Annotated in this window: 19 protein-coding genes; 2 read left to right on the top strand and 17 right to left on the bottom strand. The window is 69.4% G+C overall.

Features of this window, described 5'->3' with window-relative positions; translation table 11 throughout:
• Window positions 1-42: 42 nt before the first annotated feature.
• Together BMX85_RS21110 and BMX85_RS21105 are read right to left on the bottom strand one after the other, a co-directional pair.
• On the bottom strand, window positions 43-2,094 hold the full coding sequence (locus BMX85_RS21110; protein WP_229210596.1) for a glycosyltransferase family 9 protein: 2,052 nt from the start codon (window positions 2,092-2,094) through the stop codon (window positions 43-45).
• Between the two features lie 66 nt (window positions 2,095-2,160).
• Window positions 2,161-3,015 (bottom strand): glycosyltransferase family 2 protein, encoded by an 855-nt coding sequence (locus tag BMX85_RS21105; RefSeq protein ID WP_090323303.1) that lies wholly within the window; start codon window positions 3,013-3,015, stop codon window positions 2,161-2,163.
• A 242-nt stretch (window positions 3,016-3,257) separates the two neighbouring features.
• Here BMX85_RS21105 and BMX85_RS21100 point away from each other — a divergent pair, with 242 nt between their 5' ends.
• Window positions 3,258-4,310 carry an O-antigen ligase family protein gene (locus tag BMX85_RS21100; RefSeq protein ID WP_229210595.1) on the top strand — a complete coding sequence of 351 codons (1,053 nt, stop codon included), beginning with the start codon at window positions 3,258-3,260 and terminating at the stop codon, window positions 4,308-4,310.
• A complete protein-coding gene (gene waaF, locus BMX85_RS21095) occupies window positions 4,307-5,377 on the top strand; it encodes a lipopolysaccharide heptosyltransferase II (RefSeq protein ID WP_090323297.1) in 1,071 nt (356 codons plus the stop codon). The genes BMX85_RS21100 and waaF overlap by 4 nt, the downstream gene beginning before the upstream one ends.
• A gap of 5 nt (window positions 5,378-5,382) precedes the next feature.
• Here waaF and BMX85_RS31435 read toward each other — a convergent pair whose 3' ends face one another.
• From BMX85_RS31435 to BMX85_RS21020, 15 genes are all read right to left on the bottom strand, one after another.
• Entirely contained in the window at window positions 5,383-7,647 is a 2,265-nt protein-coding gene (locus tag BMX85_RS31435; protein ID WP_143068043.1) for an Ig-like domain-containing protein, read from the bottom strand.
• Window positions 7,648-7,649: 2 nt separating this feature from the next.
• The gene (locus BMX85_RS21085; protein ID WP_090323289.1) at window positions 7,650-8,714 is read right to left on the bottom strand and encodes a LytR C-terminal domain-containing protein; all 1,065 of its coding nucleotides are present in this window, start codon (window positions 8,712-8,714) and stop codon (window positions 7,650-7,652) included.
• Window positions 8,714-9,649, bottom strand: a complete 936-nt coding sequence (locus BMX85_RS21080) for a type II secretion system F family protein (protein ID WP_090323286.1) — start codon at window positions 9,647-9,649, stop codon at window positions 8,714-8,716. The genes BMX85_RS21085 and BMX85_RS21080 overlap by 1 nt, the downstream gene beginning before the upstream one ends.
• A 9-nt stretch (window positions 9,650-9,658) precedes the next feature.
• On the bottom strand, window positions 9,659-10,633 hold the full coding sequence (locus tag BMX85_RS21075) for a type II secretion system F family protein (protein ID WP_090323284.1): 975 nt from the start codon (window positions 10,631-10,633) through the stop codon (window positions 9,659-9,661).
• Between the two features lie 8 nt (window positions 10,634-10,641).
• Window positions 10,642-11,979: a TadA family conjugal transfer-associated ATPase gene (locus BMX85_RS21070; protein WP_090323869.1), complete on the bottom strand. Its 1,338-nt coding sequence runs from the start codon at window positions 11,977-11,979 to the stop codon at window positions 10,642-10,644.
• A 46-nt stretch (window positions 11,980-12,025) separates the two neighbouring features.
• Window positions 12,026-13,198 carry a CpaE/TadZ family protein gene (locus BMX85_RS21065; RefSeq protein WP_090323282.1) on the bottom strand — a complete coding sequence of 391 codons (1,173 nt, stop codon included), beginning with the start codon at window positions 13,196-13,198 and terminating at the stop codon, window positions 12,026-12,028.
• Between the two features lie 34 nt (window positions 13,199-13,232).
• Window positions 13,233-13,529 (bottom strand): hypothetical protein, encoded by a 297-nt coding sequence (locus tag BMX85_RS21060; protein ID WP_090323280.1) that lies wholly within the window; start codon window positions 13,527-13,529, stop codon window positions 13,233-13,235.
• Between the two features lie 8 nt (window positions 13,530-13,537).
• Window positions 13,538-15,088: a type II and III secretion system protein family protein gene (locus BMX85_RS21055; RefSeq protein WP_090323866.1), complete on the bottom strand. Its 1,551-nt coding sequence runs from the start codon at window positions 15,086-15,088 to the stop codon at window positions 13,538-13,540.
• Window positions 15,089-15,197: 109 nt separating this feature from the next.
• A complete protein-coding gene (gene cpaB, locus BMX85_RS21050; RefSeq protein ID WP_090323277.1) occupies window positions 15,198-16,061 on the bottom strand; it encodes a Flp pilus assembly protein CpaB in 864 nt (287 codons plus the stop codon).
• Between the two features lie 55 nt (window positions 16,062-16,116).
• Window positions 16,117-17,517, bottom strand: coding sequence for a nucleoside/nucleotide kinase family protein (locus BMX85_RS21045; RefSeq protein ID WP_090323275.1), 1,401 nt, complete (start codon window positions 17,515-17,517; stop codon window positions 16,117-16,119).
• A 107-nt stretch (window positions 17,518-17,624) separates the two neighbouring features.
• A complete protein-coding gene (locus BMX85_RS21040) occupies window positions 17,625-18,200 on the bottom strand; it encodes an A24 family peptidase (RefSeq protein WP_090323272.1) in 576 nt (191 codons plus the stop codon).
• Between the two features lie 108 nt (window positions 18,201-18,308).
• Window positions 18,309-18,485: a Flp family type IVb pilin gene (locus BMX85_RS21035; RefSeq protein WP_090323270.1), complete on the bottom strand. Its 177-nt coding sequence runs from the start codon at window positions 18,483-18,485 to the stop codon at window positions 18,309-18,311.
• Window positions 18,486-18,549: 64 nt separating this feature from the next.
• Entirely contained in the window at window positions 18,550-18,867 is a 318-nt protein-coding gene (locus BMX85_RS21030) for a Flp family type IVb pilin (protein ID WP_143068042.1), read from the bottom strand.
• A gap of 67 nt (window positions 18,868-18,934) precedes the next feature.
• Window positions 18,935-19,606 (bottom strand): response regulator, encoded by a 672-nt coding sequence (locus BMX85_RS21025; protein ID WP_090323266.1) that lies wholly within the window; start codon window positions 19,604-19,606, stop codon window positions 18,935-18,937.
• Between the two features lie 14 nt (window positions 19,607-19,620).
• Window positions 19,621-21,294, bottom strand: a complete 1,674-nt coding sequence (locus BMX85_RS21020) for a sensor histidine kinase (protein ID WP_143068041.1) — start codon at window positions 21,292-21,294, stop codon at window positions 19,621-19,623.
• Window positions 21,295-21,344 lie beyond the last annotated feature (50 nt).

Here is a 21,344-nt window from a genome sequence, read left to right as displayed (position 1 = left end):
AAGTCATAGTACCGGATTTTGATTTGCCGGCGCGCACGCCGTTCAGGCGGCGGCCTGCGCCGCGTCGGCGCGCCATCCCTGGACCAGGTCGAACACCTGCTGCGGCGCGATCGCCAGCATGCAGGTGCAGCGGGCCGGATCGGCGCAATGGCCGCAGGGCTGCGCCGTGACCAGGTTGTGCGCGCGCGGGCCGACGGCGGCCCAGCGCGACGGGTCGATCGGTTTGAGCGGCGGGAACAGGCCCACCACCGGACGCCCCAGCGCGGCGGCCAGGTGCAGCGGCCCGGTGCCGCTGGCGATCAGGCCGTCGCAGCCGCCGATCAGCGCCGTGAAGCCCTCGAGGTCGAGGCGGCCGCACATGTTTTCCACGTTGGGCAGCGCCAGCAGCGCCGGCGCCTGCTCGGCCAGCAGTTCGCCCTCGGCCGGGCTGCCGGTGACCAGCACCCGCACGCCGCCGGCCGCGCCCAGCATGCGCGCCAGGGTGGTGTAGTGCTCCAGCGGCCATTCGCGGCCGTTGCCGTTCGATTTGGGATGCAGGATCAGCTTGAAACCGGGCGCGGCCAGCACGGCGTCGGCGGCCGGGTGGCGCGGCGTCGTCAGGCCGTACAGCTTCCACACCTGTTCCAGGGTCGGCACGAAGTCGATGCCCAGCGGCAGCAGCAGCTTGAAGCTGAGCTGGGCCTCGTGCAGCGGCGTTTTCTTGGCGCTGATGTTGATCAGGCGGTTGGCGGTGAACCAGTGGTAGACCCGGCGGCTGCTGCCGACGCGGCGCGCGATGCCGGCGCGGAAGGCGGCAATGGCCAGGTGGCGGCGCGGGAAGGCGAACAGCACGGTGTCGCAGTCGGCGCGCGCCATGGCGCCGGCCTGGTCGCCGCCGAGTTCCTCGAGCGTGAGCACGCGGTCGACGTGGCGGCACTGGGCGACCACGGCGGCGGCGTAGCGGCGGCACAGGAAGACGATTTCGGCCTGCGGGTAGATCTGCTTGAGGTAGCCCGCCAGCGACAGCGTCAGCACCACGTCGCCGATATTGTCGGTGCGCGTGATCATGATGCGGCGCGGCGGCGGATGGTGCCGCGCGGCCAGGCACAGGCCGGCCAGGCTGCCCACCAGCAACACGTAGAACGATTCGGGCGCCGGCGCCAGCGGCATCGCGCCGTCCAGGGTGAAGCCGACGAAGGCGGCCACCAGCACCAGGCCGGCCAGCGCCAGCGGGTGCTGGCCACGGTCCGGGCGGCGCAATTGCAGGATGAAGTGGCACAGCGGCGCCAGGTACAGCAACAGCAACACGGCGCTGTCAAGCGGTGTTCCGGCGGCCAGGTAGCGCTGCACCTCTTCGATGGCGGCGCCGATGCGTCCGGCCATGCCGACGGCCGGCATCACGCAGGCGATCACCAGCGCCAGGCCGCACAGCGCCAGCAGCCGGCGGTCGGCCAGCGAGCGCGCGTAGACGAGCAGGGGGATCAGCGCCAGCGCCAGGGCCAGCCAGCCGTGCGCGCCCGCCATCAGCGACGCGGCCATGCCGCACAGCACGGCCGGCACCGGCAACCAGGCCAGCCGCGTGTGGCGCAGCGCGCCCAGCCCGCACAGGCCCATCAGGCCGCAGGCCAGCGCCAGGTCGCCAAGGGTGGACGCGTAGCCCGGCGCGACGGCGCGCGCGGCGCCGCCCGGCAGGTGATAGATCGCCAGCAGCGCGGCCAGCACGCCGGCCGCGCACAGCCCGGCCCACAGTTGCCGCGCGCGCGGGCGCAAGTGGTACATGACGCCGATGCTGGCCAGGCCGAGCAGGGCCAGCGGCCAGTCCAGCGGCGGCTGGCCGGAGGCCGGTCCGCTGCCGGCGCGCAGCAGCGAGACGGCGAACCAGGCGCAGAAGGCGGCGATGACGCCGGCCAGTTCGAGGCCGTGGCGCCGGTAGACGGTCAAGATGGCGCGCGGGCGCAGCAGCACCACCAGCGGGAAGACCAGCACCAGCGCCGCCTGCGCCGCGCCGACGCCGAAGCCGGCCGCCAGCGCCAGCGCGGGCAACGCGAACAACAATGCGGAAGCGAACGGGCTGCCTGTCTCGGGTAGCGGCAGCGAGTTACTGGCAGTATTCATGGGCGCGAGGGTGGGTGGCGGCGGGCCGGGACGGTATTGGCGGAACAGTTCGATTATAACAGTTCATTATGGCACTATCTGGCCCGCGGCGAGGGCCGCCGGCTCCTGTTGCTCGCGCAATCCCCGCACCGCCCACGTGCAGCGTTCGGCCGCGCGCTGCAGCACCAGCGCGCGGTTGCTGCGCGCCTGGTCGCGGGCGTTTTCGCGGTGCCATAGGTGGAACACCTCGGTGGCGAAGGCGCCGTCCTTGCGCATCACGCCGGCGTTATACAGGCGCATCACCAGGTCGGCGTCCTCGTGGCCCCAGCCGAGGAAGCTCTCGTCGAAGCCGTTGACCAGTTCCAGGTCGGCGCGCCACACCCCCATGTTGCAGCTCTTGATGCGGCGCCACGTGAAGCGCTTGCTGGTGCGCAGCCAGTCCGGCAAGGTCATCAGCAGTTGCACTACTTTGTTGAGGTCGCCGCCGATGCGCCAGCGCAGCTTTTCGCCCAGGCTCAGGCGCTGCAGGTCGAGGTGTTGGTCGAGCGTGCGGCGGGTGGCCGCCTCGCTCAGCAGCACGCGGCTGCCGGAGACCAGGTGGCCGCGTTGCGCCAGCTTTTTATGTTGACTGATAAAATTTCGCTGCGGGACGCAGTCGCCGTCGAGAAAGACGATGTAGTTGCCCTTGGCGGCCAGGGTGCCGAGGTTGCGGGCGCGGGCCGCGCGGAAGCCCTTGTCCTCCTGCCACACATGGCGCAGCGGCAGCGGCGCGCGCGCCTGCAGCGCGGCCACGGCCTGGCGCGTGTTGTGGCCCGAGCCGTCATCAGCGATAATGATTTCGTACCCCAGGTCGGACTGCGCGAAGCACGCGTCGACCACGGCCGTGAGCGCATCGGGCCGGTTGTAGGTGGTGATGATGAGTGAAATATTGACGGCTGACATGTAATGAGCAGTACAAAATGCCCTGTAGTAATAATATCTAAAAATGAATGAATAATACCTTAACCAAGTTCTCCCTCAGCACTGTCTTTATCCACAGCCTGGTCTTTTGTTTGCCTTTTCTGGTCTTGATCACCAACTTCGGCGTGGGCTTGTGCAGCGTCGGGTTTTTGGTGGTGGCACTCTACCACTGGCGCCGCGCGACGCCAGTCTTGTTACCTCATGTTACTGAGATCCGTGGTGTTTTGACAGCGTTCGGCATCTTCCTGTTGCTGGCGGCGGTGGCCGCCGCCGCCCCGGACGGACGCGCCCGCAACCTGGAAAAACCATTGCGCATGCTCCTCGCGGCCAGCGCCATGCTGACGGTGTTGGTGTACCGCCCCGGCCGCAAGGCGCTGTGGTGGGGCTTGATCGCCGGCGCGTTCGCCGGCGCCGCCTTCATCGCCTACCAGCGCTGGGGCCTGGGCATGGAGCGCCCGGGCGGCTTGATCAACGCGATCACCTTCGGCGACCTGATGCTGTGCATGGGCTTGCTGTGCCTGGCCGGCACGCTCGATTTCGCCGGCCGCGCCGCCATCTGGCCCGGCCTCGGCGCGCTCGCCGGCCTGGTCGGCTCGATCGCCACCGGCACGCGCGGCGGCTGGGTCGCCATCCTGTTCTCGATGCTGCTGCTGGTGCGCTACGGCCACGTGCTGCGCGGGCGCCTGCGCAAGGGGCTGGCGCTGCTGGGATTGGCCTTGCTTGTAAGTACCTATTTCATCCCGCAAACGGGCGCCCGCGACCGCCTCGACCAGGGCATCAGCGACGTGCGCCAGTATGTCGACGGCGAGCAACGCTACACCAACGTCGGCGTGCGCATCGAACTGTGGCGCACGGCGCTGCGGGTGATCGAGCGCCATCCGGTGATGGGCGCGAGCGAGCGCGACGTCCGGCAGCAGCTCGAGCACATGGTCGAGACCGGGGAGAGCCGGGCGTTCGTGCTGGAATTCGAGCACTTCCATAACGATATCCTGCAACAACTGGTCTACGGCGGCATCGTCGGCCTGCTCGCCTGGCTGGGCACGCTGGTGGCGCCGTTCCTGTTCTTCTGGCGGCAGATGCGCCATCCCGGCGCGGCCGCGCCGGCGCTGGCCGGCATGCTGCTCACGCTGAGCTACTTCAGTTTCGGCCTGACCGAGGTGATCTTCTGGTCGACGCGGGCGGCGATGTTCTACGCGCTGATGCTGTTCGTGCTGGTCGGCTTCTGCCTGGCCGGCAGGCCGTCGGCTGCGCCGGCGGCCGCGCGGACGGCGCCATGAGCGCGCCGCGCATCCTGGTCATCTCGCCCAACTGGATCGGCGACGCGGTGATGGCGCAGCCGTTGCTGCAATTGCTGCGCGCGGCCCACCCGGAGCAGCCGATCGACGTGCTGGCGCCGCCGGCGGTGTCGCCGGTGTGGCGGCAGATGGCCGAGGTCGACGAGGTGCTGGAGACGCCGTTCCGCCACGGCGCGCTGCAGTTGCGCGAGCGCTGGAGGTACGCGCGGCTGCTGCGCCGGCGCGGCTACGACCAGGCCTATGTGCTGCCCAATACGATTAAATACGCGCTGATCCCGTGGCTGGCCGGCATCAAGCGGCGGGTCGGCTACAAGGGCGAGAGCCGGCACGGCCTGATCAACGTCATGCACCATGACGAGACGCCGCCGCGCCCGATGGTGGCGTTTTACGCGGCGCTGGCCGGCGCCCCGGCGGCGCCCGGGGCGGCGCAGGGCGCGGCGTTCCGCGCCGCGCTGCCGCGCCCGCGCCTGGCGGCCAGCGCGGCGCAAATCGCCGCCGTCTGCGCGCGCACCGGCATCGATCCGGCGCGGCCGCTGGTGGCGTTCGCGCCGGGCGCCGAATTCGGCGGCGCCAAGCGCTGGCCGGCGCGCCATTTCGCCGGCCTGGGCCAGGCCATCCTGGCCAACGACCCGGCCACGCAGATCGCCCTGCTCGGTTCGCCGAAGGACAGGCAGGCATGCGCCGAGGTGGCCGCCGCCATGCCCGCCGGCGCGGCCGTGTTCAACCTGGCCGGCGCCACCAGCCTGGCCGAGGCGATCGCGCTGGTCGCGCGCACGGCGGCGGTGGTGGCCAACGATTCGGGCCTGCTGCATATCGCCTCGGCGCTGAACCGGCCGGTGGTGGCGTTGTACGGCCCGACCGATCCGGACCACGCGCCGCCGTTCTCGGACCTGGCGGCGTCGATCTCGCTGCGCCTCGATTGCTCGCCGTGCAAGCAGCGCGAGTGCCCGCTCGGGCACCAGAACTGCATGGTGCAGATGGCGCCGGAGCTGGTGTGGGGAAGTTTGCGGCCCATGCTGGCACGGGCCGCGCCGCTCCAATCCGTCTGACCCGTTTAGTCCGTGACCGGATAATTGAACCGGCTCACCACGCCGCTCGGGGTGGTGACGGTGATGGTCAGCGCGCCCGTGCGCACCGGGTTGTTGCATAGCAGGCTGGAAGCGTCCTGGCCGGCATCGCTGATCAGCGACACACTGTAGGTCCATGCCGCCGAGTCGGCCGAATTGGTGTTTTGCACCGTGTAGCTGGGCGCGCCCATCACCAGGCCGTTGCTGGCGGCGAAGCTGATCACGGTGCCGGCCGGCAGCGGATTGCCCGGACGGTCGAACAACCACAAGGGATCGCCCGCGTGCGCCGCGCGCTGGTTGCCGGCGAACACGGTCGGATTGTCGTCGCGGATGGCGAACTGGTAGCTGCGCGGCACGTTGTCGAACTTGGTGCCGGTCACGCATTGGGCCAGCGCCAGCGTGCCGATGGTCGGCGCGCCGTTGGCCGCCTCGTTCAGCAGCGAGACATTGGCGGTGCTGTTGGACAATACCATCACCATCGCTTGCCGTACATTGACCGTGTTGGCGTTGCCGGTGTTGACGTTTGGCGTGGCCTGCAGCACGCCGTTGTAGGCGCCGTTGCCGCCCTGGTTCCAGACGCCGTTGCCGTTCGAATCGATGTATTGCTCGCCGCTGGCGCGCGCCGCGTTGCCGGTCCTCCAGATGTCGTCGCCGAAGTTGGCGTTGGCGTCGGTCACCGCGCGGTCGTTGCGGAACGGCTCGCCCAGATCCGTATAGCTTTCCCCACTCTCGAACAGGTTGTTGCCATTGGCGTCGACAAAGCTTTCCTCGCCCAGCGCGTAGGCCAGGATGGTGACGCGGCCGTCGGCCGGACGCGGGTTGCCGGCGCAGTAGCGCACCGTGCATTCGCCCGGCGTGCCTTTTTGCGTGATGACGGTGCCGTCGGTCAGCGTGGTACTGGTCAGCCCGGTCAGGCAGGAGGCGTCGATGGAGCCGCCCTCGGCGGTGAAGCTGACGGCGGTGCCGTCCGGCGCCGGATTGCGGAAGTGATCGGCCAGGCGGGCGGTGACCAGCGTGCCGGACGGCGCCGGGCAACCGTTGAACTGGCCGCCTTCGAGGTTCCTGATGACCGCGCTGAGGGTGAAGCTGTTTTGTTCCGGCACGCCGGTCGACACCACCAGCTGGTCCGACAGCGTGCTCAGGTTGGTCCCCGGCAGGCTGGCGGTCACCCGCACCGGCGTGTTGACGGTGCCGGCGGCCACGGTGGTGGTCACCAGGCCGTTGGCGCCGGTGGTGCCGCTGGCCGGATTGAGCGTCAGGCCGCCGGCGCTGGTGTTGAGCGAAAAGTTGACGGCCTGGCCGGCCACCGGGTTGCCGCTGCGGTCGAGTACCTTGAAGGTGATGGTGGCGCTTTCCTGGCGGCCGGCGCCGCCGGACCCCTTGAGCGCGATGTTTTGCGGCAGCGCCGAGACGAACGCCAGCTGGCCGGCGCTGGCCGGCTGCACCGTCAGGCTGGCGCTGCTGCTGATCGGGTTGCCGTTGAAGGTGAAGCTGGCGGTGACCACGTCCACGCCGCCGCAGCCGAGGTCGGTGTAGGAGGTGCTGGCCACGCCGTTGACGGTGGTCACCGGCGAGGCGATGCGCGCCTTGCCGTTGGCCACGCACGGCGACGTGAACGCGACCGACTGCGCCGGCGCGTACGGCGTGCCGCCGTTGAGCACGGTGGCGGTCAGGCTGGCGGTGCCGCCGGCGGCCAGCGTGGTGGGGGCGGCCACCGGCGCGCCCAGCGTCAACTGCGGCACTTGCACCGAATAGGGGACGTTGGCCGTCACGGTGGCGTTGGCCACGGTGGCGGTGGCGCTGACGGCGAAGGCGCCGGACACGCCGCCGGCCGCCAGTGTGATGCTGGCCTTGCCGCCGGCGTCGGTGATGGCGCTGCCGCTGGCCGGCGTGAACACGCCGGTCTTGTCGGTGGTGGTGAAGGTGACCAGCGTGTTGGGAACGACCTGGCCGGCGGCGTTCCTGAGCGTGGCGGTGACGGTGGCGCCGCGCTCGGGCGTGACGCCGGCGACGGCCGCGCCGCCGGCGTCGGTCAACGCCAGGGAGACGGCGGCGGCGCCGGTGGCCGGGTTGCCCGGGGTGGTGCCGCAGCCGGGCAGGCTGCTGGGCCGGCTTGGATCGATCGTGGTGCAGCCGCCGGCGGCGCTGCCGGAGCCGCCGCCGCAGGCGGTCAGCGCGACGGCGAGCAGCACGGTGGCGCACGCGGCGACTGCATGGTTGGCCCAGCGCGGGGACGGTGTTGTTCTGAGCATGGTTACTCCTGATTGAAATGGGGGGCGGCGCTGTTCATCGTCAACAGCGCAGCGTCGGGCAAACGTTTGGGCGCGGCGGCCTTGGCGGCGCGGTCCGGCGCGGCGTGGTCGCGACCCAGCACCACGCGCAGCGCCAGGCCGGCGGGCAGCGCGCGCGCCGGCAGCAGCTTGGCGCGGCCCTTGAGCGCGGCGCGCACCAGGACGGCGCGTTCGCGCTGGCCGGGCAGGTATTCGATGATGGTGTCGCGCTGATGGTGGCCGCGCTGGTTGACGACGTCGGCGTCGGCCGCCGCGGGCAGCGCGCCGCTGGCCAGCAGGCGGCGGGTGCGCTCGCCCAGCCCGCGCACGCCGTTGCCGTTGACGATCTGGATGCCGCCATCGCCATGGCGATTGCCATCGTCGGCATTGGACGCGGCGGCGGCCGGGGCCGGGGAAGCGGCGGCCGGTGCGGCGGCCACCGCTTGCAAGCTGAATTCGTTCGGCGCAAGCGCCACCACTTGCCAGCGCGCGCGCGCCACGCCGTCGTCCGCGGCCGGGGTCGTGCTCTGCGTCGGCGCGGCGGCGACGGTGGCGGCCGGAGTCGTCGCGGCGGCGCCGGGAGCCGGCGTCATGCGCGCCAGGTTGGCGCGCGCCTGCGCGTGCTGCGGATCGATGCGCAGCGCCTGCTCGATGGCCGCGCGCGCCGGCCCGGTCCGGCCTTGCAGATAGTACAGGTAGCCCAGGTTGTTCAGCGGCTGGGCGTCGTGCGGGAACTGCGCCGCCAGCTGGCGCAGCAGCTCGACCGCCTCCGCCTGCCGGCCTTCGCCGGCCAGCAGCACGGCGCGGGCGTTGCGGGCGTCGAGCCGGTCCGGCCGCAGCGCGATCGCGCGGGCGAAGGCGTCGTCGGCGGCGGCCGCCTCGCCGCGTTGCTGGTGGTAGCGGCCGAGGCGGTACAGGGCGTCGGCGGCGTCGCCGCCGTGCTCGACGCGCATCAGCGGCTCCACAGTCCATGGCGGCCTGGCCGGAGGCGCGCCGCAGCCGGCCAGCAGGGCGCCCAGCGCCAGCCACGGTATCAGCCGCGCGGTCATCAGTTGCTTCCCGTCAGCGACGGCATCAGGTTGCGGTAGATGTTCAGCATCGCCGGTCCCAGCAGCACCACGAACAGGCTGGGGAAGATGAAGAAGATCAGCGGGAACAGCAGTTTGAGCGAGATCTTGGCGGCCTGCTCCTCGGCGCGCTGGCGCCGCTTGGTGCGCAGCAGTTCCGATTGCACCCGCAGCGAATCGGCGATGCTGGTGCCGAAGCGGTCGGCCTGGATCAGCAACGTCACCAGCGCGTCGACGTCCTCGACGCCGGTGCGCAGCGCCAGGTTGCGCAGCGCCTTTTCCTTGGCGCTGCCGGCGCGCAGCTCCAACGTCACCAGTTGCAGCTCCTCGGCCAGCACCAGGCTTTTGAGGCCGATCTCGTTGGCCACGCGCGCCAGCGCCGCGTCCATCGCCAGCCCGGCCTCGACGCACACCGTCATCAGGTCGAGCGCGTCGGGGAAGCTTTCGAAGATGTCGCGCTGGCGTTTTTTCAACACGTGGTTGAGCACGATGTTGGGCAGGTAGTAGCCGATGCCGGCGGCGCTGACCAGCCACAGCATCTTATAGTCGCCCGGCCCGGCGGCGCGGCTGCTCAGGTACAGGAACACCAGCAGCGGCAACGCCACGGCCAGCCCGGTCTTGCCGGCGTAAAACAGGCCGGGCGTCGATGGCGTGCGCCAGCCGGCGTTGATGAAGCGCGTGCGCACCGGCGAGTTTTCCCAGCCTTCGGCCGGCACCGACAGTTTGGCCAGCGGCGCGGCCAGGTTGATGGCCGCCTCCAGCCAGCGCGCGCCGCGGCGGGTGACCTGGCTGCGTTCCTGCAGCGCCTCGAGCCGGTCCTTGACCGGATTGACCGTCAGCAGGCGCACCGCCAGCAGCACGCCGCCGAAGACGAACACGAACAGCACGGCCAGGAACAGGATCTGGATCAGCGTCATCGAAGCTCCTCAGACCCGGATATGGGTGATTTTGCGGATCGCGAACACGCCGAGCAGCATCATGCCGGCGGCGCCGTACAGCATCTTGCGCCCCAGCGGGTCGGTGAACAGCGGATCGAGCGAACCGGGGTTGGCCAGCGTGGCCAGGCCGCCGACGGCGAACGGCAGCAGGCCCAGTACCCAGGCCGACATGCGGCCCTCGGCCGACATCACGCGCACCTGGCCGAGCAGCTTGAGGCGGTCGCGGATGATGGCGCTGATCGAGGTCAGCAGGTCGGTCAGGTTGCCGCCCGTCTCGCGCTGGATCAGCACGGCGATGACGAAATAGCGCAGGTCGGTGCTGGGCACGCGCGTGGCCAGGTTCATCAGCGCGTCCGGCATGGCCACGCCGAAGTTGACCTCGTCGAAGACGCTGCGGAACTCGGCGCCGACGACGTCGTGCATCTCCTCGCCGACCATCTTGAGCGCGGTCGGGAAGGCGTGGCCGGCGCGCATCGCGCGGCTCATCATGTCGAGCGCCTCGGGCAGCAGGCGCTCGATGGTGGTGATGCGCAGCCGGCGCGCGCGCATCGCCTCGAGCACCGGCAGCCAGCCGCACAGGCCGGCGAGCACCAGGCGCCCCACCCAGGGCAGGCCCATGCTGGAAAAGACGATGAAGCCGACCAGCGCGCAGCCGCCCATCAGCGCGCACAGCTGCGCCGTCGTCATGCCGCGCCCGGCCTGCAGCAGCAGGCGGTCGAGCTTGGCGATGCCCGGCACGCCCGCCAGCAGGCGGTTGAGCGCGGGATCCCGGCTGTAGGTGCGCTCCTTGGTGATCGACACGGCCAGCTCGGTGCCGCTGTCGCCGATGGCCGCGCGCAGGCGCCGCGCGACGCGCTCGGCCTCGGGGCTGCGGGTCTTGTTCCAGCCGGTGAACACGCCCCACACCAGCAGGCCGACGGCGCCGAACACCAGCGCGCCGAACAGGATCAGACGAAGGTCCATGGCGGGTCCTATTTGGTGACCGGGTCGAAGGCGCTGGCCGACACCGCCACGCCGAAGTTGCGCAGGCGCTCGATGAAGCGCGGGCGCACGCCGCTGGCGGTATGGTGGCCGTGCACGGCGCCGTCGTCGGCCAGGCCGGTCTGCTTGAAGGTGAAGATTTCCTGCATCGTGATCATCTCGCCCTCCATGCCGGTCACTTCCTGGATCGACATGACCTTGCGCTTGCCGTCGGTCATGCGCGAGACCTGCACCACCACGCCGACGGCGCTGCTGATCTGCTGGCGCATGGCCTTGGTCGGCAGGTTGGCCGCCGCCATGCTGATCATGTTCTCGAGCCGGGTCAGGGCGTCGCGCGGGGTGTTGGCGTGGATGGTCGCCATCGAGCCCTCGTGGCCGGTGTTCATGGCGCCGAGCATGTCGAGCGCCTCGGCGCCGCGCACCTCGCCCAGGATGATGCGGTCGGGCCGCATGCGCAGCGCGTTGCGCACCAGCGCGCGCTGGCTGACCTCGCCCTTGCCCTCGATGTTGGGCGGACGCGTCTCGAGCCGCACCACGTGCGGCTGCTGCAGCTGCAGCTCGGCCGCGTCCTCGACGGTGACGATGCGCTCGGTGCGGCCGATGAAGCCGGAGATCACGTTGAGCATGGTGGTCTTGCCCGAACCGGTGCCGCCGGAGATCAGGATGTTGACCTTGGCCTTGCCCAGCCCCTGCAACACCTCGGCCATGTCGGCCGTCAGGCTGCCGTAGGCGACCAGGTCGGCCAGGCGCAGCGGGTCGGCCGAGAAGCGCCGGATCGACATGATCGGGCCGTCGATGGCCAGCGGCGGGATGATGGCGTTGACGCGCGAGCCGTCCGGCAGGCGGGCGTCGACCATCGGGCTGGACTCGTCGATGCGCCGGCCCACGCGCGAGACGATCTTGTCGATGATCTTCATCAGGTGGGCGTCGTCGCTGAAGGTGACGTCGGTCAGCTCGAGCTTGCCGCGCCGCTCGACGTAGATCTGGCGGTGGGTGTTGACCAGGATGTCGGAGACGGTCGGGTCCTCCAGCAGCGGTTCGAGCGGACCGAAGCCGAGCATCTCGTTCTGGATGTCGCGCGTGAGCGTCTTGCGCTCGGCGTCGTTGATGACGACGGCGTCCTCCTCGAGCAGCTTTTCGACCAGGTTGCGCAACTCGATGCGGATCTGCTCCTGGCTCAGGCGCTGCATGCTTTCCAGGTCGACGCGGTCGAGCAGCTGCGCGTGCAGGCGCTGCTTGAGCTTTTGGTAGGCGCGGTTGTCGATGGCGACGGCGCGCTGGCCGGCCACGCGCGTTTCGCCGCTTTCGAGCCGTTCGCGCAGGGAGATGGGAGGTGTGGACATGGTCGTTTAGCCTTGGTAAGGGAGGGCGCCGTCAGGCTTTGCGCGGACGCAGTTTGGACAGCCAGCCGCCGCCCTGCTGCTCGGGCGCGGCCTCGCCGCTGAGCTTGCGCGCCAGCTCGACCAGCGCCACGCTCAGCGGACTGGCCGGCGCCAGCTGGATCACCGGCACGCCCTGGTTGACCGAGCGCGCGGCGGCGTCGTAATGGTTCGGCATGGTGATGCTGACGTCGGTGTCGAACGCGCCCTCGAGGTCTTTGAGCTTGATCTCGCCGCCCTTGTCGTGGCGGTTGACGATGACGCTGATCTTGTCCTTGCCGTATTCGAGCGAGCGGAACACGTTGAGCATGCGCTTGCCGTCGCGGATGTAGGGCAGGGTGGTTTGCAACACCGGATAGATCTGGTCGGCGTGGTCGAGCGCGCGGATGGTGACCGCGTCGAGGCTTCGGCCGACGTCGAGCAGCACGAAGTCGTAGTGGCGGCGCGCCAGCTTGAGGATGGCGTCGATGTGGTCGGGCTTGACGTCGTTGGCGTGGGTCGGGTCCGACGGCGCGGCCAGCACGCCGTAGTTGGGCGTGACGTTGAGCATGCTCGAGGCCAGGAACGACGGGTCGAGCCGGTGGATCTGCTGGGCCACGTCGCTCAGCGTCGCCAGCGGCTTGTGGTCGGAGACGAACAGCGAGGCGTCGCCGAACTGCAGGTTCATGTCGATCAGCGCGACCTTGTACTTGCCGCTGGCCGCCAGCGCGTAGCCGAGGTTGGTGGCCAGGAAGGTGGCGCCGCTGCCGCCCTTGCACGAGATGAAGGCGAGCACCTTGCCGTTGGCCTGGCTGCGCCGCTCGAGCTTTTCGCCGATGCGTTCGATGGCCGTGTTCAGGCTGGCGCTGGTGGCCGGCGACGGCAGCACCTCGCGGATGCCGGCGCGCATGGCCTGCATCAGGAACTCGGGGTCGCGCTCTTCGCTCAGGGCCACGCAGGCGATGCGCGGGTGCTGCGCCGAGAAGCGTTCGAGCAGGTCGAGGTCGCCGTCCCCGACCGACGGGCGGTCGATCACCAGCACGTCCGGCAACTGCTCGTCGCCCAGCATCGACAGGCGCGCCACGCCGCCGCCCAGGTGGTCGACCTCGTCGGAGGGCGAGCGCGCGCGCAGCATGCGCATCACGTCGGCCAGGTGCCGCTCATCGCGGGAAATGACAGCTATCTTCAATTTGGTTCGTGCTCGCTGGTGGGTGGAACGCCGGTCACTTGAGGCCGGAACCGATGGTAAAGCCGCTTTGCTGCTGCTGGTCCTGCGACGAATACGAGCGCTGGTAGTTCTCGTAGGCGGCCGCCGCCGCTTGCGCGTCGAGGCCGTTGACGGGACGGCGGTCGTTGGCCGCGCGCGGGTCGAGCGTTTGCTGGGCCACGGCGGCGCGCAGGCTGGCGCCGAACTGGCGGTCGATGTTGGGCGCGTTGGCGCAGGCCGACAGCGCGCAGGCGGCCGCCAGGGCCAGCAGGCGGGCGCCGGCGCGGCGCGGCGAAATTGGGGTCGGTGGCATGGGGCGTCCTATTTCACGTCGAAGCCGGCGGCCGGCGGTGCCGGCTGGGCAGGGGAGGCAGGGGGGGCGCCGCCTTCGAGCTTGCCGCGCAAGAAGAAGTCGGCGCGGCTCGGCTCGCTGTAGGCGTCGGTCGGCAGTTTGGGGTTGGGCGGCAGCGGCTTGGCCAGGTGCGGCGTGACGATGAACACCAGTTCGGTGCGGTCGCTCTGGAAGTCGCTGCTGCGGAACAGCGCGCCCAGCACGGGAATCTCGCCCAGTCCCGGGAAGGCCTTGATGTTGGTGGTGACGTTGTTCTTGATCAGCCCGCCGATGGCGAAGCTCTGGCCGTCGTACAGCTGCACCGTGGTGCTGGCGCGGCGCGTGGTGAACGACGGCAGCACCGACGTCGCCGCGCTGTTGCCGCTGGTGATGCCGACGCCTTCACGGTTCAGTTCGGACACTTCGGGCGACACTTTCAGGTTGATGCGTCCGCCTTCGAGCACGGTCGGGGTGAACTTGACGGCCACGCCGTATTCCTTTTCCTCGAGCGTGATGGTGGGCACGCCGGTGCCGCTGTTCTGCGATACCGGGATGAAGATTTTGCCGCCGGCCAGGAAGCTGGCCTCCTGGCCGCTGATGGCCATCACCGTCGGCTCGGCCAGGATCTTGACCAGGCCGTCGTTCTTTTGCGCGTCGAAGGTGAGGAACTTGCCGTTCTTGCCGTTGAAGGCGTCGAGCTTGCCGGGATTGCCGGTGAGCAGATTGCTCAGCAGCGTGTAGGTCCAGCTGCCGCTGTGGCCCACCAGGCCGACGCTGGCGCCGAGCTGGTCGACCAGGGTCTTGGAGATTTCGGCGATGCGCACCTCCAGCATCACCTGTTGCGGCGCCGCCACAGCCAGCATGTTGATGACGCGCCCGCCGGCGCCGGCCGGGCTGTTCGGCGCGGCCGCGCTGGTGGCCGGCGTGGCCGCCGACAGCAGCGACGCCGGATCGGCGCCGCCCGCCGCCGGGCCGGCCGCCGGGGCCGCCCCCGCGCCGGAACGGCTGTTGCGCTGCAGGTAGGCGCCGGCCACGGACACGATCTGGGCCGCCTTGACCGAGTCGCTGACCACGCCCGACAGGATCAGCGCGCCGCCGGAGACGGTGATGCGGATGTCCTTTTCGGTCGGGAACAGTTGATCGAACTGCTGGCGCAGCGCTGTGCTGTCGAGGCCGACGACGATGTCGATGATGGTGGCCTGGTTGGCCTTGTTCCACAGGATCAGGTTGGTCGAGCCGGTCGACTTACCCAGCAGATAGACTTCGCTCGGATTGAGCAGGATGACGTCGGCCACCTTGGCGTCGCCGACGGCCAGCCGCGCCACCGGATAGGGCAGGTGCATCAAGGTCGACTTGCCCTCGGACAGGGTCATCAGCGCGGCCAGTTCGGTGCCGCGCGCGGCCGTGGGGGCGGCGGCGGGCGCGGGCGCCGGGGCCGCGTTCGCCAGTACCGGCAGCGCGCACAGCGCGGCCAGCACGGCGCGGGCCAGCAGCGGGAGACGGGAGGGCGCCGGCCGGGCCGCGCGCGTGGTTGCAGTCATCAAGGCTATCTCTCTGGTGAGGGCGGTATATGTTTATAACTGCGGTTTATAACTGCGGCTTAGAACTGCGGTTTAACACTTCGGTTTAACTTCGGTTTAAAACTGCCGTTTAAAACTGCTGGGAACTACGGTCGAGGCCTTTGATCATTTCCACCTTGTCGCCGGCCGGCGCCGGGCGCGGCGCGGCCGGTCGCGGCGCAACGGGGGCCATTGCCGCCGGCGCCGGCGCCGCAGCCGGCGCGTGCGCCACCGGCTGCGGCTTGCCGTCGTCGAGCAGGCTGCTCTTGGTGGCGCCTTCGGTGTTGGCCGACAGCGGATCGATCTGGTTGCGCAGCACCAGCGACAGCGTGCCGACGCTGCGCGCCAGGTCGAGTTTTTCGACTTGTTCCGGCGTCAGTTCCAGGGTCACGGCGTTGACCACCTTGGGCTTGGTGTCGTCGCGGTTCGATTCCTGCGCGATGGCCAGCACCAGGATGCGTTCGAGCACGATCTTCGAGATCGCCTGCTCGCGCGCGCCGGTGTCGCCGCCGCTGTCGCTTTGGGTGTTGACCAGGATGTCGACGAAGTTGCCGGGCAGCGCGAAGCCGGCCACGCCGACGACGTCGTTGACGCGCACCGTCATGGCCCGCTTGCCGGCCGCCACCACGGCCGACAGGCCGCCGCTGGTGCCGGCCGGGGCCAGCTTGCTTTCCATCAGCGGCTCGCCGCGCAGGATGTTGGTGCGCGTGATGCGGCCGTCGAGCGTTTTGGCGTCGACGATGGCGCCGGGCGGCATCGAGTTGACCGGCCAGTCGACCATGTGGATCAGCTCGGGCGTGACGCGCGTGCCCATGCCGATGTCGAGCAGCGCCACGGCGACCTTGTTGCTGTTGCTGGCGGACTGGCCGGCGATCCACTGCGCGGCCAGCACCACCGCCGCCAGCGCCATCACCAGCGCCACCGCTATCATCGTCAAGGCCCGCGTATTTCTCATGCTGTGCTTTCGTGGTTATTCGTCGTTGTTGCGTACCGGGGCGGCCGGCCGCCGGCTAGGCCGGTGGCGACTGGTCGCGGCGGTCGCGTTCTTTTTTCTGCTGTTCGTTGACCCGGCGCGCGCCGGCGCCGGCGAAGTAGTTGTTCCACGCCCAGTCGAGCGCGCGCCGGTCGACGCGCGCGGGCGTGCCCTCGTAGCGGGCCAGGTCGCGCACTTGACGGATCAGGTCGCGCGGATAGCAGGCCAGCAGCGGGGTGTCTTCTTTCGCGTGGTGTTCGCTGAGCAGGTAGGCGAAGGCGTCGGCGTCGAACGCCATGCCGTATTGCGTGCACGCCTGCCTGAAAAGCAGCTCATATTCCGCCTGGGTTTGGGGCGGCACTTCGATCTTGTAGGCCAGCCGGCGCAGAAAGGCGCCGTCGGATAATCGCTCTGGCAAGAAGTTCGACGAGAATACCACGACCACATCAAAAGGGACCTGGAAAATGTGGCCTGTATGCAACGAAAGATAATCCACGCCACGATCCATCGGCACGATCCAGCGGTTCATCAGCTCCAGCGGCGAGCAGCGCTGGCGTCCCAGGTCGTCGATGATGAAGATGCCGTTGTTGGCCTTCAGGTGCGGCGGCGCCTGGTACAGGCGGGTGTTGGGGTCGAAGCGCAGGTCCAGCATTTCGAGCGTGAGCTCGCCGCCGGTGAGGGCGGCCGGGCGCTGCACGCCGCGCACCCAGCGCGCGTCGAGCTGGCGCAGCAGCTCGCCGCCCTCGGCCGGCTCGGCGGCGCGCTCGGCGGCGCCGGCGGCCACGCGGTGCTGGACCGGGTCGTAGAACGGCACCACCTCGCCGTCGATCATGATGGCGTGCGGCACGGCGATGACGCCGTGCAGCAGGCTGCACAGGCGCTCGGCCAGGAAGGTCTTGCCGCTGCCGGCCAGGCCGTAGATGAACATCGCGCGGCCCGAGTTCATCGCCGCGCCCATCTGGTCGAGCACGGCCTGGTTGGCGACCACGTCGTGAAAGCCGGCGCGCACGTGCGCGCGCGTGACGTGCAGGTGGCGCACGCTTTGCGCGGCCACCTGGGCCACGTAGGCGGCCAGGGTGACGGGCGCCGGGCCGGCGTAGGCGTTGCGGTTGAGGCAGGCGACGGCGCGCTGGGCGCCGGCCTCGGTGAGGTTGTAGGTCAGGTCGGCGTCGGTGCCGCTGTGGCCGCTGCGCGTGACCTCGACCAGTTTTTCGGTCTTCAGGAAGGCCACCAGCGGCGTGATGGCGCTGATGCTCAGTTTCAGATGGCTAGCCAGTTCGGGTAGCCGCACCTGTCCGCGCTGGAACAGGACCTTGGCCACCAGTTCGGTCAGGAACAGGAAAGGCAGTCCAGTTTCCTCGATGCTGCGTGGCGCGCGGGCGTTGGCCGGCGCGTCGCGCTCGGCATTGGCGGCCATGAGGTCCGGCTCGGCGTGCATGAAATCCTTGTCGTGATACAGGTATGAAGATTGTCGGCAGATAATTGATCCAGGTCAACATCATGCGTGGTTCATGTGTCCCGCGTGGCAAAAAAAAGACACACTTTTCAGGAAAACAACGCTTCGCCGCGCCATGCGCCCCACACCAGGTAGGGCAGGGTGCCGGCGGCGATGGCCACCGCGTACGGCAGGCGGCCGCTGGCCTCGGCCGGCGCCTCGATCTTGATCGCCTCGCCGCCGAGGCGGCGCATCAGCGCGTACACGCCCATGTGGTAGGTGTTGCGCACCATCGCGCGCAGGCGCCCGTGCCAGGCCGCGACCGCCAGCGCCAGCACGCCGCCCGCCAACAGGGTCAGCAGCACGCTGACGACGGTTCCCCACGGGCCGACGAAGGCGCCCACCATCGCCATCAGCTTGACGTCGCCGGCGCCGAGCGCGCGCATGGCGTACATCGGCACCAGCAGCGCGAGTCCGGTGGCCAGGCCGGCCAGCGACCACGCAAAGCCGATGCCGCCCTGCGGCGCGATGAACAGGCCGGCGCCCTCGGCGTACAGGCAGTTGAGCGCCACGCCCAGCACGGCGCCGCCGAACACCAGCGCGTTGGGGATGCGGCGCGTGCGCAGGTCGTTCCACACGGCCAAGGCCAGCAGGGTGCACAGCAGGATCAGGGGCAGCTTGTTCATGACGCGTTCGACCGGAAAGGGAGGTGCTGCGATAGTAGCGCGGGGTGTGTGCGCCGGGCAAAAAAAAAGACCGGCGCGCGGGCCGGTCCTTGTTACCGCTGGTGGCGATTACGCTACCTTGGTGCCGCCCAGTGCTTCGATCACGGCGTTGAACTTGGTCTTGAGCGCAGGGCCCATGGCGGTGGCGGCGGCGCCGGCGACGACGGCGATACCGGCGGCGATCAGGGCGTATTCGATGGCGGTGACACCGGCTTCGTCATTGATGAAATTTTTGATGGCGTTCATGGTCGTTTCCTTGGATATAAGTGAGATTGCGAAATGGTGTTACGGCATTCCACTAAAACGGGGGTCAGGTTTTAGGTCCTAAAACTGCTAGCAGCGTAATGATGACCACCACTGAAACGAGCGCGCCGATCAATGCATATTCGATCAGGCTGGCACCGCCGGCATCGCCGATGAACCGGCCGATGTCGCGTACCCTGCCTTTTGATCCTTGCATCCCGCACTCCTGTTGGTCGTTCCTGGCTGATTTCCTCTCAGCTGTTTCAAGTTCGCTGCTGATGTAATGAATTCTACGGAAGCCCATCTTGATCCACATCAGACGGATGTCACTTTGTCGGGGGAGGATTGTCACGATGTGCGGCGGCCGCGCCGTGACAAATGTCACGGGGGCGGCCGTTGGCGCGGTGTGGCGGGGAGGGAGGGCGCGGCCGGCGCGGCGGCCGGTGATGTGGCTAGGAGGCGTTCAAGCCGTGGCGGGTGGCGTAGACGTACAGTTCGAGGCGGTTGGCCACGCCGAGCTTTTGATAGATCGTCGTCAGGTTGTTGCGCAGCGTCGGTTCGGCGATGAACAGCTTCGCGGCCAGTTCCTTGTTGGGCGCGCCGTTGCTGTCGGCGACGACGGCGACGATCTTGCGCTCCTTGGGGGTGAGCGTGGCGATGCGCGGCGCCTCCGGATCGGCCGGCGCCGCCGTGACCATCTTGTTGAGCAGTGCCTGCGTCAGCGCCGGGTCCAGGCACAGCTCGCCGCGATGGACTTGCCGGATCGCCGCCAGCACCACCTCGGCCGGCGCCTCCTTGCCGACCACGCCGCGCGCGCCGAGGCGCACCGCCTCGCCCAGCAGCGCCTGGTCGCGGTTGCCGCTGAGGATCAGCACGCGCGCGCCGCTGTCGGCCAGCAGCGCCGGCAGGATTTCGATCGAGCTGCGGCCTTCGAGGTCGAGGTCGAGCACGATCAGGTCCGGGCGCAGGCGCCGCGCCTCCAGCAGCGCGCTGTCGTTGTTGTGGGCGGTGCCGACCAGTTGCAGTTCGGCGCCGGCGCTCTCGACCAGTTTTTCGAGGCCCCACAGCATGGTTTTGTGGTCGTCCACCAACAGCAGGCGGATCGGGGCGGTGCTAGTGCTCATGAAATTGTCCCTCGTTAGACCGGAATGGCGACGCTGACCACGGTGGCGCCGCGCGCCAGGTGCTCGATCGCTATCGTACCGCCAAGCGCGGCGGCGCGCTCGGCGATCGAGCCGGGCAGGAAGGCGGTGGCCGGCGGTTCCGGACTGTCGTTTTCGATGCGGATCACCAGCTGGCCGCCGACATTGCTCAGGTCGACCAGTCCGCTGCGGGCGCGGGTGTGCTTGCGGATATTGCTCATGCCTTCATTGACGATCTGGAACACCTCGGCGGCCAGGCGGTCGCTCACGCTCAGGTCGTCCGCCGCGCGCACCTCGATCGTGATGCCGTAAAAGGCGCGCACCTGGCCGGCCTGGCGGCGCAGCGCCACCAGCAATTCGGCTTCCTGCCGCGCCGCGCCCTGGCGCACGGTCTTGGCGAAGGCGCGCATGTCGGCGATGACCTGGCCGGTCATGTCGAGCAGCCGGTCCAGTTCGGCGGCGGCGGCGTGCTCGGCCTCCAGGCTCTGGCGCACCGCGCTGATGCCGTGGCGCAGGCCGATGTAGGGCTGGATGGTGCTGTCGTGCAGGTCGCGGGCGATCTTTTGCCGTTCGCGGAAGGCGGCGTCGGACGCCAGGCGGTCGAGCAGCATGATGTTTTCGATGACCGGGAACACCTGCGCCGCGAGCTGCTGCAGGAACACGGCGTCGCCACGGTTCAGGCGCTGCTGGTCCGACACCAGATAGATGCGGCCTTCGCCCTTGCGCAGCGGCAGCGGCGCGCTGACGAAGGAGGCGGCGTCGAGCAGGTCGGCCAGCGGCTCGACGGCGTCGGCGCCGAGCCGGCGCCAGGCCGGCGCGCCACGGACGCGCTGCGCCGCCTCGAGCGTGCGCGGCAGGCGCGGGTGCAGCGCCCGCGCGTACTGCACCAGCGCGTCGTCGCCGAACGCGAGCAGCGGCGCGGCGGCCGCCTCGCCGAGCATCGAGCGGGTGCCCTGGCCGGCCTGGCCGCGCGCGCTGGTCGCATGCAGGCGCCACAACTCGTCCGGCCCCTCGCGCATCAACAGCAGGCATTGGCTGGCGTGGTGGAAGTCGCGCGTCTGGTGCAGGATCGAGGCGATGGTCTGGTCGACGCCGAAGCGCGGGTTGGACAGCTGGCTGACCTCGCGCAGCAGCGCCAGGCGGCGGCGCTGGGTCAGGCCGAGGCCGCCCCAGTAGGCGATCATGTAGCCGAGCGCGAGCACGAAGGTGGTGCGCAACCACAGCTGGCCCTGGTTGGTGCTGTTGTTGGCCAGCCACGTCGCCACCGCCAGCGCCACGGCGGCCGCCAGGGTGATGCGCGCGCCCTCGTCGAATCCCCACTGGAACGACGCGGTCAGGATCACGAAAAAGAAGAAGGGGTAGAAATAGCTGCTGCCGCCGCCGGTGCAGTAGATCATCAGGCAATACCAGCCCAGGTCGAGCCAGTAGACGACCTTGCCGTGCCAGAACGGGTTGCCGTGGTAGCGCACGGCCACCAGCAGGGTGGCGCTGTGCAGCAGGTAGCCGATGAAGATCAGCCAGGTGAGGGCGCCCTGGCGCTCGTAGGCGCCCATGTCGTCGGGGGCGATGAACAAGGTCAGCAGCGCGGAGACGGCCAGCACCAGCCGCATGATGAAAATCATCGAGGCGCCGGCGACGTCGTTGTTGCGTGGTTGTGCTGCTGTCTGCATGAAAGTTGTGGCTAAGCTGTCCAATGTGTTGCTCTCTCCCGGCCTGCAGG

This window comes from Duganella sp. CF517 (assembly GCF_900110275.1).
GTDB lineage: Bacteria > Pseudomonadota > Gammaproteobacteria > Burkholderiales > Burkholderiaceae_D > Rugamonas.
This window is presented reverse-complemented; position numbering and strand designations above follow the sequence as displayed.

What these genes read in the sequence shown, in the direction of transcription:
- BMX85_RS21110 (WP_229210596.1), bottom strand. Translation starts at nt 2,094, where the DNA reads ATGAATACTGCCAGTAACTCGCTGCCGCTACCCGAGACAGGCAGCCCG.
- BMX85_RS21105 (WP_090323303.1), bottom strand. Translation starts at nt 3,015, where the DNA reads ATGTCAGCCGTCAATATTTCACTCATCATCACCACCTACAACCGGCCC.
- waaF (WP_090323297.1), top strand. Translation starts at nt 4,307, where the DNA reads ATGAGCGCGCCGCGCATCCTGGTCATCTCGCCCAACTGGATCGGCGAC.
- BMX85_RS31435 (WP_143068043.1), bottom strand. Translation starts at nt 7,647, where the DNA reads ATGCTCAGAACAACACCGTCCCCGCGCTGGGCCAACCATGCAGTCGCC.
- BMX85_RS21085 (WP_090323289.1), bottom strand. Translation starts at nt 8,714, where the DNA reads ATGACCGCGCGGCTGATACCGTGGCTGGCGCTGGGCGCCCTGCTGGCC.
- BMX85_RS21080 (WP_090323286.1), bottom strand. Translation starts at nt 9,649, where the DNA reads ATGACGCTGATCCAGATCCTGTTCCTGGCCGTGCTGTTCGTGTTCGTC.
- BMX85_RS21075 (WP_090323284.1), bottom strand. Translation starts at nt 10,633, where the DNA reads ATGGACCTTCGTCTGATCCTGTTCGGCGCGCTGGTGTTCGGCGCCGTC.
- BMX85_RS21060 (WP_090323280.1), bottom strand. Translation starts at nt 13,529, where the DNA reads ATGCCACCGACCCCAATTTCGCCGCGCCGCGCCGGCGCCCGCCTGCTG.
- BMX85_RS21055 (WP_090323866.1), bottom strand. Translation starts at nt 15,088, where the DNA reads ATGACTGCAACCACGCGCGCGGCCCGGCCGGCGCCCTCCCGTCTCCCG.
- cpaB (WP_090323277.1), bottom strand. Translation starts at nt 16,061, where the DNA reads ATGAGAAATACGCGGGCCTTGACGATGATAGCGGTGGCGCTGGTGATG.
- BMX85_RS21045 (WP_090323275.1), bottom strand. Translation starts at nt 17,517, where the DNA reads ATGCACGCCGAGCCGGACCTCATGGCCGCCAATGCCGAGCGCGACGCG.
- BMX85_RS21040 (WP_090323272.1), bottom strand. Translation starts at nt 18,200, where the DNA reads ATGAACAAGCTGCCCCTGATCCTGCTGTGCACCCTGCTGGCCTTGGCC.
- BMX85_RS21035 (WP_090323270.1), bottom strand. Translation starts at nt 18,485, where the DNA reads ATGAACGCCATCAAAAATTTCATCAATGACGAAGCCGGTGTCACCGCC.
- BMX85_RS21025 (WP_090323266.1), bottom strand. Translation starts at nt 19,606, where the DNA reads ATGAGCACTAGCACCGCCCCGATCCGCCTGCTGTTGGTGGACGACCAC.
- BMX85_RS21020 (WP_143068041.1), bottom strand. Translation starts at nt 21,294, where the DNA reads ATGCAGACAGCAGCACAACCACGCAACAACGACGTCGCCGGCGCCTCG.